This is a genomic window from Pseudomonas sp. LBUM1645 (assembly GCF_059716185.1).
On the sequence record NZ_CP166811.1, the window covers coordinates 6,630,965 to 6,644,527 of the forward strand.

The window sequence follows — 13,563 nt, forward strand, 5'->3', positions numbered from 1 at the left end:
TCAAAACTTCATCACCAGCATGCCGATCAGCACCAGCCCACAGGCTAAGAGCCGCGGCCTGCCGAAAGGTTCTTTCAGGTAACGCATGCCGAACAGCACCACCAGGATTACGCTGATCTCGCGCAATGCCGCCGCTTCGGCAATCGAGCCCAGCTGCATGGCCCACAGCACCAGAGCGTAGCTGAACAACACGCAAAACCCGACCGCCAACCCCAGTCGCCACTGTTCACGCCAGAACAACATGAAGGCCGGTCGCTTACGCACCAGCGCCAGCAACGGGAACGGCCAGGCGCTGAGCAACGTGACCCACACCAGGTAATCCAGCGGATGCGACCAGCGCCGCAATGCCTGGCCATCGATGAAGGTGTAGCAGCCGATGCACAGGCCGATCAACGCCACCACCGGCAGCATCGACCACGGCAATCGCGCACCGCCGCCGCCCTGCCAGAGCAGGCACAGCATGCCAAACGGGATCAGCAGAATCCCGAAGATCTGCTGGTTCGTCAGCACTTCCCCGGCAAAAATCAGCGTCAGTGCCAGCACCACCAGCGGCGACAAGCCACGCATCAGTGGGTAGACCAACCCCAGGTCGCCGACCCGGTACGCCTGGATCAGCAAATAGCGATAGAGCAATTCAAACGCCGCCGACGCCAGAATCCACGGCCAGATGTCCAGGGGTGGCAACGCCACGAACGGCAGCATCAGCGCGACAAACAGCATTGCAACGCTGTCCATGCAGGCCACCACCAGCAGCCGTTCCGCACTGAATTTGATCAGGGTATTCCACGCCGCGTGCAACAGCGCCGCCACTAACACCAGTGCTGTTGCAAGCACGGCACACTCCTTATTATTTGCCCGCCTCCCCCCTGTAGGAGCTGCCGAAGGCTGCGATCTTTTGATCTTTAAAAATCAACATCAAAAGATCGCAGCCTTCGGCAGCTCCTACATTGACCGGGCCGAGAATTGATTCGCCATATGTCAGCAGCTGTTTATACTGCAAGCGACCACGCCGCACTCAGTTGCGCACAGACTAATTCCAATAAATTTTTGTCACCGCCCGCTCTCGTCGAGAACGGGCGTCGGCATGCGTATGCCTGATCAAAGCGTCAAGACTACCGACAGAGACCTTGCGCATGCCACTCGCCTTGCTTGCCCTCGCTGTTGCCGCGTTCGGCATCGGCACCACTGAATTCGTCATCATGGGTTTGCTGCCCGATGTCGCCCGCGACCTCGCCGTCAGCATTCCTCATGCCGGATTGTTGATCACCGGCTACGCCCTCGGCGTGGTCTTCGGTGCGCCGATCCTCGCGATCGGCACCGCCAACATGCCACGCAAAGCCACGCTGCTGGGCATGACCCTGATGTTCATCCTCGGCAACATTCTTTGCGCATTGGCGCCGAACTACGCCACGCTGATGGCCGCACGAGTGGTCACCGCGCTCTGCCATGGTGCGTTCTTCGGCATCGGTTCGGTGGTTGCCGCTGGACTGGTTGCACCAAACAAACGGGCGCAGGCGATTGCGATGATGTTCACCGGCCTGACCCTGGCCAACGTGTTGGGCGTGCCATTGGGCACCGCGCTCGGGCAATACGCCGGCTGGCGCTCGACGTTCTGGGCGGTGTCGGTAATCGGCGTGATTGCTGCGATCGCGCAGTGGGTCTGGTTGCCGAAGGACATCGCCATGGACAAAGCCAACCTCGCCAGCGAGTTCAAAGTGCTGGGCAAGGTCAACGTGTTGTTGGCACTGGGCATGAGCGTGCTAGCGTCGACCAGCCTGTTCAGCGTCTTCACTTACATTGCCCCCATCCTGCAAGACATCACCGGCGCCAGCCCGCATGGCGTGACCATCATGCTGCTGTTATTCGGGGTCGGACTGACAGCGGGCAGCATGCTCGGTGGTCGCCTGGCTGACAGTCGATTGCTGCCGTCGTTGGTAGGGATGGCGTTGGCCGTGCTGGTCGTGCTGGCCGCGTTCTCACAGACCAGCCACTCAGTGATTCCAGCCGCAATAACGCTGGTGTTGTGGGGCATCTTCGCCTTTGCCCTGTGCCCGATTTTGCAACTGCTGATCATCGATCAGGCCCATGAAGCGCCGAATCTGGGTTCAACGTTGAACCAGAGCGCGTTCAACCTCGGCAACGCGGCCGGTGCGTGGATTGGTGGATTGGTCGTCGCCAGCGGTGCGGATCTGGCGGATTTACCGTGGACCGGTGCGCTGGTCAGTGGCTTGACAGTGCTGACGGCGCTTTTCTACATCTATCTGCAACGTCGCGGTGCTGCTGCGGTCAATGTGTCCGGCTGAATAACCCTGATTCCCTTGCGCGGTCCACGCCGCGCATTCTTTCTACCTCCCCATCCAAAGGACCCCGGATGCTTGAACTTGTCGCTGCGTTTATCTGCCTCACCACACTCCTCACCTACGTGAACTTTCGCTTCATCGGCCTGCCCCCGACCATCGGCGTCATGGTCACCGCGCTGATGTTTTCCCTGTTGCTGCAAGGCTTGAGTTTCATCGGCTACCCCGGTCTAGAAGAACGTGTGCAACAGCTGATCGGTCAGATCGACTTCGGCGATCTGCTGATGAACTGGATGCTGTCCTTCCTGCTGTTCGCCGGCGCCCTGCACGTCAACCTGAATGACCTGCGCAGCTATCGCTGGCCCATCGGTTTGTTGGCGACTTTCGGCGTATTGATCGCCACCGCCGTGATCGGCAGCCTCGCTTATTACATTTTTGCCCTGTTCGGCTGGCACGTGAGCTTCTTGTATTGCCTGCTGTTCGGCGCGCTGATCTCCCCCACCGACCCGATCGCGGTCCTCGGTGTGCTGCGGACCGCCAACGCGTCCAAACCACTGAAAACCACCATCGTCGGCGAGTCGCTGTTCAACGATGGCACCGCCGTGGTGGTGTTCACCGTGTTGCTGGGCATCGCGCAATTGGGTGAAACCCCGACCATTGGCGCCACGGCCATGCTGTTCGCCCACGAGGCGATTGGCGGCGTGCTGTTTGGTGGGCTGATCGGTTACCTGGTGTACCTGATGATCAAGAGCATCGAACAACACCAGATCGAAGTCATGCTGACCCTGGCGCTGGTGATCGGCGGCTCGGCCATGGCGTCGGAACTGCACGTCTCAGCTCCGATCGCGATGGTGGTCGCCGGCCTGATCATCGGCAACCTGGGCCGCAATCTGGCGATGAACGACATGACCCGCAAGTATCTGGACGGTTTCTGGGAATTGCTCGATGACATGCTCAACGCCCTGCTATTTGCTCTGATCGGCATGGAGTTGTTGCTGCTGCCGTTCAACTGGTTGCACGTGCTGGCGGCGAGTTTGCTGGCGCTGGCGATTCTGTTGTCACGCCTGCTGACGGTGGCGCCGGCCATCGTACTGTTGCGGCGCTGGCGTACGGTCCCGCGCGGGACGATCCGGATTCTGACGTGGGGTGGTTTGCGCGGCGGTGTTTCGGTGGCACTGGCCCTGGCCTTGCCGCTAGGCCCGGAGCGTGACTTGCTGCTGAGCATCACCTACATCGTGGTGCTGTCATCGATCCTGTTGCAGGGGCTGAGCATCGGCAAACTGGTCAAGCACGTGACCAAGGATGAGCCTGCGCCAGCGGCACAGGCCGAGCATCACTGATTACTTTTTGGTCTTCTGCGGGTCGGGCTTCGGGCCTTGATCCGCAGTCTTCTTCGGCGGCCCGCTCTCGCTGCGAATTTGCGCATGGCTGATTAGCGCGAAGATGAAGCTGCCGCCGATGATGTTCCCCGCCAGCGTAGGCCCGGCGAACACCAGCCAGAAATCTTTCCACGGCAACTCGCCGGCAAACACCAGATACGAGACCTCGGCCGAGCCGACCACGATATGGGTGAAATCCCCCAGCGCCATGAGGTAGGTGATGAGGATGATGATCCACATCTTCGCGCTCTCCATGGACGGGATCATCCAGACCATGGTGGCGATCATCCAGCCCGACACAATGCCTTTGGCGAACATCTGGCTGGCGTCGTTCTCCATGATCTTGCGCCCGATATCGAGGAAGGCCAGGTCGGTCTTGCTGTCGAAAATCGGCAGATTCAGCATCACATAAGCCACCAGCAACGTGCCGCAGAGGTTGCCCACCAGCACTACCGACCATAGGCGTAGCAATCGACCGAAATTGTTCAGCGTGGGCTTGGTCATGATCGGCAGCACAGCCGTCAGAGTGTTCTCGGTGAACAATTGCTGGCGGGCGAGGATCACCGCGAGAAAGCCTGCGCAGTAACCGAAACTGGCGATCACCTTGAAGCCTTCGCCGTCCGGCAGACGGGAATTGAGCAGACCCATGGCCATCAACGACAGGCCCATGGTCAGGCCGGCGGCCAGCGCCGACCACCACAAGGCGGCGACACTGCGTTCAAGTTCCTGATCGCCCTGGGTGCGGATGATTTCGTGCAGCACCGCGGCGCGCGGCGGCTGGTTCTTGTCGACCTCGTGCCTTTCTTCCGGCGACAGGTTTGGGGTCTTGCCTTCTTTCTTGGCGTCCATAAAGCTCCGGAACCTGTGGTGTGTCATGTAGGTACGACACGCGGGTTTCGGAGCTGTTCACTGTTCGCATAAACGAAACCACTCCTGTAGGAGCATGGCTTGCCCGCGATGGGTTCACCTCGGTTTCAGCGGTGATGCAAATGACGCCATCGCGAGCAAGCTCGGCTCCTACAGGGCTCGCATTACTCGTTGATGCCATCATCCTTGAACTGGTCTTTGACGTACTTGATCTCGGTTTGGCCGTGTGCCGCAGGCAAGCCGTCTTCACCCAGATTGACGAAGACAATCTTCTCCACCGTCAGGATGCTTTTGCGGGTGATCTTGTTACGCACTTCGCACTTCAGGGTGATGGAGGTGCGACCGAACTCGGTGGCGGTGATGCCCAGTTCGATGATGTCGCCCTGGCGCGAGGCGCTGACGAAGTTGATTTCGGAAATGTACTTGGTGACCACACGCTGATTGCCCAGCTGGACGATGGCGTAGATCGCCGCTTCTTCGTCGAGCCAGCGCAACAGGCTGCCGCCGAACAGCGTGCCGTTGGGGTTGAGGTCTTCGGGTTTTACCCATTTGCGGGTGTGGAAATTCATATTCACTCCTGACCGTCTTGCCGATTGATGCCGGCCATCATGGCAGAGCCCGACCTAGAGCTCTATCAAGCATCGACTATGGCCTCGATTACCGTTCAGACATTGACCAACAGAAACGCTTTGGAAGTATCGCTCACACGGCTATAATCGCCACCGTTTCAAAACGGTAACGTTCCATTGATACCGTTTTCCCGCCACCTGTCCGAGGGGCGCTGCAGCAGGCTCGACCTGTCAGGCTCGGATGGGGCGTTGCTTGACCGTTATCGGTCAGACACTAAACGCACAACGGCGCCCATTCGCATACATTACGAATGGAGGCTCATCATGAGCGCTGTTATCACGCCTGCAGATTTTAACGATTACAAAGTTGCCGACATGTCCCTGGCTGCCTGGGGCCGTCGCGAAACCATCATCGCCGAATCCGAAATGCCAGCCCTGATGGGTCTGCGCCGCAAGTACGCCGGTGAGCAGCCGCTCAAAGGCGCGAAAATCCTCGGCTGCATCCACATGACCATTCAGACTGCCGTGCTGATCGAAACCCTGGTTGCCCTGGGTGCCGAAGTGCGTTGGTCGTCCTGCAACATTTTCTCGACTCAGGACCAGGCCGCTGCCGCTATCGCCGCTGCCGGTATCCCGGTTTTCGCCTGGAAAGGCGAAACTGAAGAAGAGTACGAGTGGTGCCTGGAGCAAACCATCCTCAAAGATGGCGCGCCTTGGGATGCCAACATGATCCTCGACGACGGCGGCGACCTGACCGAGCTGCTGCACAAGAAATACCCGGCCATCCTCGACCGCGTCCACGGCGTGACCGAAGAAACCACCACTGGCGTTCACCGCCTGCTGGACATGCTGGCCAAGGGCGAGCTGAAAATCCCGGCCATCAACGTCAATGACTCGGTGACCAAGAGCAAGAACGACAACAAGTACGGCTGCCGTCACAGCCTGAACGACGCGATCAAGCGCGGTACCGACCACCTGCTGTCCGGCAAGCAAGCGCTGGTCATCGGTTACGGTGACGTGGGCAAGGGCTCGGCCCAGTCCCTGCGCCAGGAAGGCATGATCGTTAAAGTCTCCGAAGTTGACCCTATCTGCGCCATGCAAGCCTGCATGGACGGTTACGAGTTGGTTTCGCCGTTCATCGACGGTATCAACAACGGTACTGAAGCAAGCATCGACAAAGCGCTGCTGGGCAAGATCGACCTGATCGTGACCACCACCGGTAACGTCAACGTTTGCGACTCGAACATGCTCAAAGCCCTGAAGAAGCGCGCTGTTGTCTGCAACATCGGCCACTTTGACAACGAAATCGACACTGCTTTCATGCGCAAGAACTGGGCATGGGAAGAAGTGAAGCCACAGGTTCACAAGATCCACCGTACCGGCCCTGGCGCATTCGACGCTCAGAACGACGACTACCTGATCCTGCTGGCCGAAGGCCGTCTGGTTAACCTGGGTAACGCAACCGGTCACCCAAGCCGCATCATGGACGGTTCGTTCGCCAACCAGGTTCTGGCTCAGATCTTCCTGTTCGGCCAGAAGTACGCCGACCTGTCGCCAGCCCAGAAAGCCGAGCGCCTGACTGTTGAAGTGCTGCCGAAGAAACTCGACGAAGAAGTGGCCCTGGAAATGGTTCGCGGTTTCGGCGGCGTGGTGACTCAACTGACCAAGACCCAGGCCGACTACATCGGCGTGACCGTTGAAGGTCCGTTCAAGCCGCACGCTTACCGCTACTGATCGACGCTGACTGACCGCTCTTTGTAGGAGCTGGCGAAGCCTGCGATCTTTTGATCTTAAAAGATCGCAGCCTGCGGCAGCTCCTACGGGGGCCAGCCTCCGGCTTACGTGTTTCCAAGGATATGACCATGTCCCAAGAACGTCGCTACAGCTTCGAGTTCTTCCCTACGAAGACCGATGCTGGGCATGAAAAACTGATCGCCACTGCCCGTCATCTGGCGACCTACAATCCTGACTTCTTCTCCTGCACCTATGGCGCTGGTGGTTCGACTCGTGATCGCACCCTCAACACCGTGTTGCAGCTCGAAAGCGAAGTCAAAGTCCCTGCCGCACCGCATTTGTCCTGCGTTGGCGACAGCAAGGACGACCTGCGCGGCCTGCTGGCTCAATACAAGGCAGCCGGCATCACCCGTATCGTTGCCCTGCGCGGTGACCTGCCTTCCGGCATGGGCATGGCCAGTGGTGAAATGCGCCACGCCAATGACCTGGTTGAATTCATTCGTGAAGAAACCGGCGATCATTTCCACATCGAAGTCGCCGCCTACCCGGAAATGCACCCGCAAGCGCGCAATTTCGAAGACGATCTGACCAACTTCGTGCGCAAGGCCAACGCTGGCGCCAACAGTGCGATCACCCAGTACTTCTTCAACGCCGACAGCTACTTCTACTTCGTCGAGCGTGTACGGGCGATGGGCGTGAACATCCCGATCGTTCCGGGAATCATGCCGATCACCAACTACAGCAAGCTGGCGCGCTTCTCCGATGCCTGCGGTGCGGAAATCCCGCGCTGGATCCGCAAGCAGCTGGAAGCCTACGGCGACGACACTTCAAGCATTCAGCGTTTCGGTGAGCAGGTTATTACTGAAATGTGCGAACGTTTGTTGCAGGGTGGAGCACCGGGGTTGCATTTCTATACCCTGAACCAGGCCGAAGCGAGCCTGGCCGTGTGGAACAATCTGAAGCTACCGCGCTGATAGACTCCATGCCTCATCCCAAGGCCCTCTTCTGAGGGCCTTTTATATTCAAAGCACATGGAATGTTGTTTCCAATGACGACTGAGTCCTCGCCACCACGCCCTCAACTGGTTTATCTGGTTTTTGGCTCCCAGACGTACCATCAGGAAGCGGTGTTCAGCATCGCCAGTGCCTTGGCCTGGCTGCGTGAAACTCCCCACGCAGACCTCGACATCCAGGTTTTCAGTGACAACCCGCAGCCCTACGAGCACCTACCGGTACGAGTGCGCCCCCTCGACGAGCCTACTCGTCGCCGCTGGAACGAACCCCATGGCTATCACTTTCGAGCCAAGCATGTGGCGTTGCGCACGGTGCTTGAGGAGTCGGAAGTCGCATTGCTGATCGACACCGACACGTTCTTCCATTGTTCACCCATCGAACTGTTCAACCGCGTGCAACCCGGAACTCTGCTGTGCAACGACTACTACACCCAATACGGCACCAATAAGGAGAACGTGCTCTACAGTGCGCTGTCGAGTACGCTTTTGAGCAAAGGCCTGGCTGACGATCAGATGATGTTGCTCAACTCCGGCGTGATCGGGTTGCACCAGCAGGACGCGCAGGTGCTTGATCGCTCCATTGCATTGATCGACGAATTGTTTCCCATGGCACAGGGGGCTTATACCCTTGAAGAGTTTTGCCTGTCGGTCGCAGCCTATCGCACGATGAAGATCAATAAGTGCCCGGACCTGATCCATCACTACTGGAGCCGCAAGCAGCTGTTCAGGGCCAAGGTTAAAGCCTGGGTCGTCAAACACGCCAAGAACCCGACCAGTCAGGCGGCATTGGACGATACCCGCCGCGTGTCAGCTCACCTGCCACGACCGCCACGGGCCCAGCGAATGCTCTACAAACTCATCACCCTGGCACTGCCCAAACATCTGCGTCAGTTCATCCGTGAAATCCTCTATGGCTGCTATGAACACCACAATGAGTTCGACAAGGCCTGTGGGCCGGTGTGGTGGGACAAGGCGCTGGAAAACCAGGAAGAGCGCCTCGGCAAGCCGGTCACTGAGCATTTGCTCGAACGCTGGTTCGACAGGGAACTGGTACGACTGATCCTGGGCGGTCGACGCAAAGCTATCCACGATCACTTGCTCAATTCGCCCGATAAATAGAGGCCTGGCGCGCAATCTACCTCAAGGACAGTGCTAAACATGCTCGCCAGAGCTTCTCATTAGGCCTTTAGAGTACTAACCTCAGGCCATGCCCGTTATTGCCCAGTTGCTGACAGTTCTGCTTTTTACTTGCCTGAGCTTTACCGCTCGGGGCGAGAAACTGCGCATTGTCACCGAACCCTGGGCGCCGTACGTGTATGAGGAAAACGGCAAATCCCTGGGACTGGACTACGAAACCACCGCCATCGTCTTCAAACGCCTGGGCATCGAAGTGGAATGGCAGTTCCTGCCATGGAAACGCTGCCTGTCGATGCTCGAAACGGGCCAGGCAGATGGCGCGCTGGACATCTTCCACAGCAATGAGCGCGACGCCACCCTGCTCTACCCCGGCGAGCCGCTCTCGGAAGTGGAGTTCGTGATGTTCTACGCCAATGAGCGGCCCCACCCTTTTCGCACCCTGGCCGACCTGAAAGGGCTGACCATCGGCACTTCCCCGGGCTATCTGTACAGCCAGGACTTCAGCGAATCGACCCTGTTCACTCGCGAACCGGCGCCGACCCATGAAGCCAACTTCGGCAAACTGCTGCGCGGGCGGATCGACCTGTTGATCACTGATCGCAGGGTCGGTCAGCACTTGCTCGATGAATTGGGCATCCGCGACAAGATTACCGAGAACCCGACCGTCATCAGCCACCAGAGCCAGTTCCTGGCAGTACGCCGCAACGCCGGCATGGACTTGTTGGTGCAGCGCTTCGGCGCTGAACTCAAACGCTTCAAGCGCGAGCCTGCGTACGCTGAACTGAGCGCCCGTTACGGCGCCGATCCGGCTGCCGAGGTCAAAGCCACCAGAGCCACCGCCGCCAGCGGAAAAACCGTTGAGCAGCAGGAAAGCGGCGCGCAGTGATTGCTCTGTTATACTCCGGCCTTCCCGCCAGGCTCACGCCCGGACGCTCGGACTTGTTCAAGGCATCTCGACCCCGCTACAGCGCAGCTTTTCAGCCCGCGCGAGCACTCCAGACGAGCTTTCAAGGCCCAGCAGGACCGGACGGGATTGCGTTCCTCTTAAACGCCATTCGCGCCAGGCAAGACTCCCATTGGGCCAAGCCCTAACTAAAACAGGATTACTCATGTCCTTTGCTTCCCTCGGTCTCTCCGAGGCTTTAGTCCGCGCCATCGAGGCAGCGGGCTATACCGAGCCTACTCCGGTGCAACAGCGGGCTATTCCCGCCGTGTTGCAAGGTCGCGACCTGATGGTTGCGGCTCAGACAGGTACTGGTAAAACCGGCGGCTTCGCCCTTCCGATTCTGGAGCGGTTGTTTCCAGGCGGTCACCCGGACAAATCCCAGCGTCACGGCCCGCGCCAACCGCGCGTACTGGTCCTGACCCCTACCCGCGAACTCGCGGCTCAAGTACACGAGAGCTTCAAGGTCTATGCTCGTGACCTGAAGTTCGTCAGCGCCTGCATCTTCGGCGGCGTCGGCATGAACCCACAGGTTCAAGCCATGTCCCGCGGTGTTGACGTGCTGGTGGCCTGCCCCGGCCGCCTGCTCGACCTCGCCGGTCAAGGCAGCGTCGATTTGTCCCACGTGGAAATCCTCGTGCTGGACGAAGCCGACCGCATGCTCGACATGGGCTTCGTCCATGACGTGAAAAAGGTCCTCGCCCGTCTGCCGAGCAAACGCCAGAACCTGCTGTTCTCGGCGACTTTCTCCAAAGACATCACCGACCTCGCCGGCAAGCTGCTGCACAACCCGGAACGCATCGAAGTCACGCCGCCGAACACCACGGTCGAGCGTATCGAACAGCGCGTATTCCGTCTGCCAGCCAACCACAAGCGTTCGCTGCTGGCGCACTTGATCACCGCAGGCGCCTGGGAACAGGTTCTGGTGTTCACCCGTACCAAGCACGGCGCCAACCGTCTGGCCGAGTACCTGGACAAACACGGCCTCAGCGCCGTAGCGATCCACGGTAACAAGAGCCAGAACGCTCGCACCAAAGCCCTGGCCGACTTCAAGGCCGGCGAAGTACGCATCCTGGTCGCCACCGACATCGCCGCTCGCGGCCTCGATATCGACCAACTGCCACACGTGGTCAACTTCGAACTGCCGAACGTCGACGAAGACTACGTTCACCGTATCGGTCGTACCGGCCGTGCCGGTCGTTCGGGCGAAGCGATCTCGCTGGTCGCTCCGGACGAAGAAAAGCTGCTGAAAAGCATCGAACGCATGACCAAGCAGAAGATTGCCGACGGCAACCTGATGGGCTTCGATTCCAGCGCTGTAGAAGCCGAGAAACCAGAAGTCCGCGAGCGTCCGGATGTGCGTAACCCGCGCAACCCACGTGGCCCGCGCGGCGACGGTCCGAACGGCACTGGCGGTGGTGGCGGTCGTAAAGACAAAGGCAAGGACAAGGGCGGCAAGGAAAAACCTGCAGCCACTGCCCGCGGTGATCGCCCGGCGCGTGAACACAAGCCACGTGAAGGCACTCCGGCTCGCGAGCAACAGCGTCCAGCGCCACGCGCTGCTGCTGCAGACCGTGCTCCGGACGAGTTCCTGGACGACGATATCGATAACTTCGGTAACCGCGTCGACTACGTTCCTCAAGCCAAACCGGCTCAGGGCCGTGGTCGCCGTCCGGGTGCTCCGGCACAAGGCACGACAGCTGGCACAGGTGCTCCGCGTACCGGCGGCGCCAAGCCTCAGGGTCGTCAAAGCGGCCCACGCAGCAGCGATGGTGCCACCACCGGCACTCCGCCGGCCAAGCGCAGCGGCCCACGCAATGGCGCTCCACGTGACGGCCAGGCCCGTCGCGAAGAGTCCCGCAACCGCCGCCCGGCCCGCACCGACGACCAGCCGCGTTCGGAACCGGCCGTGCAAAACCCGCGCGGCCCGGCACCGAAGATCATTCACAAAGAGTCGAAAACCGATCGTTTCCCGACTCCAGAGCAACTTGATCAACTGCCAGGCCGTCCGCGCGGCGAGAAACCAGCGTTGCTGACCCGCAATCGCTGATTTAACGCAGCCATAAAAAATGCCCCTGATCGCGAGATCAGGGGCATTTTTGTTTGTGCTGCAAACTGCTTCTGTAGGAGCTGGCGAAGCATGCGATCTTTTGATCTTAAAAGATCGCAGCCTGCGGCAGCTCCTACGGTCTCAGCATTACTTCGCTTTCACACCTTCAAACGTCACGTACAACTCAACCGCGTCGGACGATGGGCCCAGGTCTTTCTGCTTGCCGAAGTCGGAACGCTTGATGCTGGTAGTGCCTTCGAAGCCGGCACGGTAGCCGCCCCATGGATCCTTGCCTTCACCCAGGAAGGTAGCCTTGACCACGACCGGCTTGGTCACGCCAAGGATAGTCAGGTCGCCGGTTACGTCCGCAGTGTCTTTGCCAGCGGCGTTTTTGCCGGTGGATTTGACGCTGGTGGAAACGAACGTGGCTTTAGACGCGTTCAGGAAGTCTTTGCTGGAGATGTGCTTGTCGCGCTCAGCGTTGTTGGTAAACACGCTGGCGGTGTTTACGTTGAACGAAATCTTGCTGTCTTCTGGCTTGGCAGCGTCGAAGCTGAACTTGCCGTCGATATCCTTGAAGGTACCGGTGATGAAGCTGTAGCCCAGGTGGCTGATCTTGAAGTCAACGAAGGCGTGCTGGCCTTCTTTGTCGACGACGTAGTCAGCCGCCATCACGTTGGCGGACAGCAGAGCAGAACCGATTGCCAGAGCGGCGAGAGTCTTTTTCAACATGCTTTCTATTCCTTTGGAGTCGAGGTTGAGCTTCAAGCTTTGCGGCCCAGCATTCGCGTCAGGGTCGCATCACGATCGATAAAGTGGTGTTTCAGTGCTGCCAACGCATGGAGGCCGGAAAAAATTACCAGCACCCACGCCAGATACAGATGAATCACACCCGCGGTGTCTGCCTGATCCGGTAGTCCGGAAACCAGTGCAGGAACTTCAAACAGGCCAAACACCGGAATCCCGACACCTTCTGCGGTGGAAATCAGGTAACCGGCAATCATCACAGCAAACAGACTGAGATACAGGAACGAATGGCCGAACTTGGCGCCAAGGCGCGTCATGCGGCTATAGCTTTCAAGTGCTGGCGGTGGCGGGCTGATGAAACGCCACAGCACCCGTAGAACCATAACGGCTAACAACACCAGGCCAATGCTCTTGTGCAAGTCGGGCGCGTCTTTGCGCCAGACGCTGTAGTAGTCGAGACCGACCATCCACAAGCCCAACGCAAACAGACCGAAGACCACCAGCGCCACGCCCCAATGCATGAAGATGCTGACCCAACCGTAGCGCGAAGAAGAATTACGTAGCTGCATTGCCCAAATCCTGTGAGAACTGCGACTAAGACTATCGAGTTATCTATCGAGTTAAAGCGGAAAATTTCGCTTTGAAATATCGAGAAATACGATCAAGAGTCTGAAATAGGTGAGTTAAGGAAAGATTAAAGACCAATGTGTAAGAAAAAATGGAATCCAACTAAAGAACACCTGCGCCATAAGGTTTATTCGACTCTTGATATTCGTTTTCTTCGGGCATAAAAAAACGCGGCATTTCTGCCGCGTTCTTTTAGTCCAA

Annotated in this window: 13 protein-coding genes and 1 riboswitch; of the genes, 7 read left to right on the forward strand and 6 right to left on the reverse strand. The window is 58.8% G+C overall.

Annotated features, from left to right (window positions below):
• Both ACA079_RS30220 and ACA079_RS30225 read right to left on the reverse strand, forming a co-directional pair.
• A complete protein-coding gene (locus ACA079_RS30220; RefSeq protein WP_008152002.1) occupies positions 1–834 on the reverse strand; it encodes an EamA family transporter in 834 nt (277 codons plus the stop codon).
• 13 nt (positions 835–847) lie between these two features.
• Positions 848–1,000, reverse strand: coding sequence for a hypothetical protein (locus tag ACA079_RS30225; protein WP_497701904.1), 153 nt, complete (start codon positions 998–1,000; stop codon positions 848–850).
• A gap of 133 nt (positions 1,001–1,133) precedes the next feature.
• Between ACA079_RS30225 and ACA079_RS30230 the strand changes: the two genes are divergently transcribed.
• Entirely contained in the window at positions 1,134–2,303 is a 1,170-nt protein-coding gene (locus tag ACA079_RS30230; RefSeq protein WP_497701905.1) for an MFS transporter, read from the forward strand.
• A gap of 68 nt (positions 2,304–2,371) precedes the next feature.
• On the forward strand, positions 2,372–3,637 hold the full coding sequence (locus ACA079_RS30235) for a cation:proton antiporter (RefSeq protein ID WP_497701906.1): 1,266 nt from the start codon (positions 2,372–2,374) through the stop codon (positions 3,635–3,637).
• Here the strand turns inward: ACA079_RS30235 and ACA079_RS30240 are convergent, their stop codons facing one another.
• Positions 3,638–4,525, reverse strand: coding sequence for a formate/nitrite transporter family protein (locus tag ACA079_RS30240; protein WP_497701907.1), 888 nt, complete (start codon positions 4,523–4,525; stop codon positions 3,638–3,640).
• A gap of 182 nt (positions 4,526–4,707) precedes the next feature.
• Positions 4,708–5,112, reverse strand: a complete 405-nt coding sequence (locus ACA079_RS30245) for an acyl-CoA thioesterase (protein ID WP_201184968.1) — start codon at positions 5,110–5,112, stop codon at positions 4,708–4,710.
• A gap of 198 nt (positions 5,113–5,310) precedes the next feature.
• A riboswitch (S-adenosyl-L-homocysteine riboswitch) is annotated at positions 5,311–5,413 on the forward strand.
• Between the two features lie 23 nt (positions 5,414–5,436).
• Between ACA079_RS30245 and ahcY the strand changes: the two genes are divergently transcribed.
• The 5 genes from ahcY to rhlE2 all read left to right on the forward strand — a co-directional run bounded on the left by ahcY (position 5,437) and on the right by rhlE2 (position 11,988).
• A complete protein-coding gene (ahcY, locus tag ACA079_RS30250) occupies positions 5,437–6,846 on the forward strand; it encodes an adenosylhomocysteinase (RefSeq protein ID WP_008152012.1) in 1,410 nt (469 codons plus the stop codon).
• Between the two features lie 128 nt (positions 6,847–6,974).
• Entirely contained in the window at positions 6,975–7,820 is an 846-nt protein-coding gene (gene metF, locus ACA079_RS30255; protein ID WP_497701908.1) for a methylenetetrahydrofolate reductase [NAD(P)H], read from the forward strand.
• A gap of 74 nt (positions 7,821–7,894) precedes the next feature.
• Positions 7,895–8,977: a hypothetical protein gene (locus tag ACA079_RS30260; RefSeq protein WP_497701909.1), complete on the forward strand. Its 1,083-nt coding sequence runs from the start codon at positions 7,895–7,897 to the stop codon at positions 8,975–8,977.
• A gap of 88 nt (positions 8,978–9,065) precedes the next feature.
• A complete protein-coding gene (locus ACA079_RS30265; protein WP_497701910.1) occupies positions 9,066–9,881 on the forward strand; it encodes a substrate-binding periplasmic protein in 816 nt (271 codons plus the stop codon).
• Positions 9,882–10,104: 223 nt separating this feature from the next.
• Positions 10,105–11,988: an RNA helicase RhlE2 gene (gene rhlE2, locus ACA079_RS30270; RefSeq protein ID WP_497701911.1), complete on the forward strand. Its 1,884-nt coding sequence runs from the start codon at positions 10,105–10,107 to the stop codon at positions 11,986–11,988.
• A 147-nt stretch (positions 11,989–12,135) separates the two neighbouring features.
• Here the strand turns inward: rhlE2 and ACA079_RS30275 are convergent, their stop codons facing one another.
• Entirely contained in the window at positions 12,136–12,720 is a 585-nt protein-coding gene (locus tag ACA079_RS30275; RefSeq protein WP_497701912.1) for a YceI family protein, read from the reverse strand.
• Positions 12,721–12,752: 32 nt separating this feature from the next.
• Positions 12,753–13,304 (reverse strand): cytochrome b, encoded by a 552-nt coding sequence (locus ACA079_RS30280; protein ID WP_497701913.1) that lies wholly within the window; start codon positions 13,302–13,304, stop codon positions 12,753–12,755.
• Positions 13,305–13,563 lie beyond the last annotated feature (259 nt).

Bases quoted from the DNA above. Each gene is read 5' to 3' on its own strand.
- ACA079_RS30230 (WP_497701905.1), top strand. From the start codon at position 1,134: ATGCCACTCGCCTTGCTTGCCCTCGCTGTTGCCGCGTTCGGCATCGGC.
- ACA079_RS30235 (WP_497701906.1), top strand. From the start codon at position 2,372: ATGCTTGAACTTGTCGCTGCGTTTATCTGCCTCACCACACTCCTCACC.
- ACA079_RS30240 (WP_497701907.1), bottom strand. From the start codon at position 4,525: ATGGACGCCAAGAAAGAAGGCAAGACCCCAAACCTGTCGCCGGAAGAA.
- ACA079_RS30245 (WP_201184968.1), bottom strand. From the start codon at position 5,112: ATGAATTTCCACACCCGCAAATGGGTAAAACCCGAAGACCTCAACCCC.
- ahcY (WP_008152012.1), top strand. From the start codon at position 5,437: ATGAGCGCTGTTATCACGCCTGCAGATTTTAACGATTACAAAGTTGCC.
- metF (WP_497701908.1), top strand. From the start codon at position 6,975: ATGTCCCAAGAACGTCGCTACAGCTTCGAGTTCTTCCCTACGAAGACC.
- ACA079_RS30260 (WP_497701909.1), top strand. From the start codon at position 7,895: ATGACGACTGAGTCCTCGCCACCACGCCCTCAACTGGTTTATCTGGTT.
- ACA079_RS30265 (WP_497701910.1), top strand. From the start codon at position 9,066: ATGCCCGTTATTGCCCAGTTGCTGACAGTTCTGCTTTTTACTTGCCTG.
- rhlE2 (WP_497701911.1), top strand. From the start codon at position 10,105: ATGTCCTTTGCTTCCCTCGGTCTCTCCGAGGCTTTAGTCCGCGCCATC.
- ACA079_RS30275 (WP_497701912.1), bottom strand. From the start codon at position 12,720: ATGTTGAAAAAGACTCTCGCCGCTCTGGCAATCGGTTCTGCTCTGCTG.
- ACA079_RS30280 (WP_497701913.1), bottom strand. From the start codon at position 13,304: ATGCAGCTACGTAATTCTTCTTCGCGCTACGGTTGGGTCAGCATCTTC.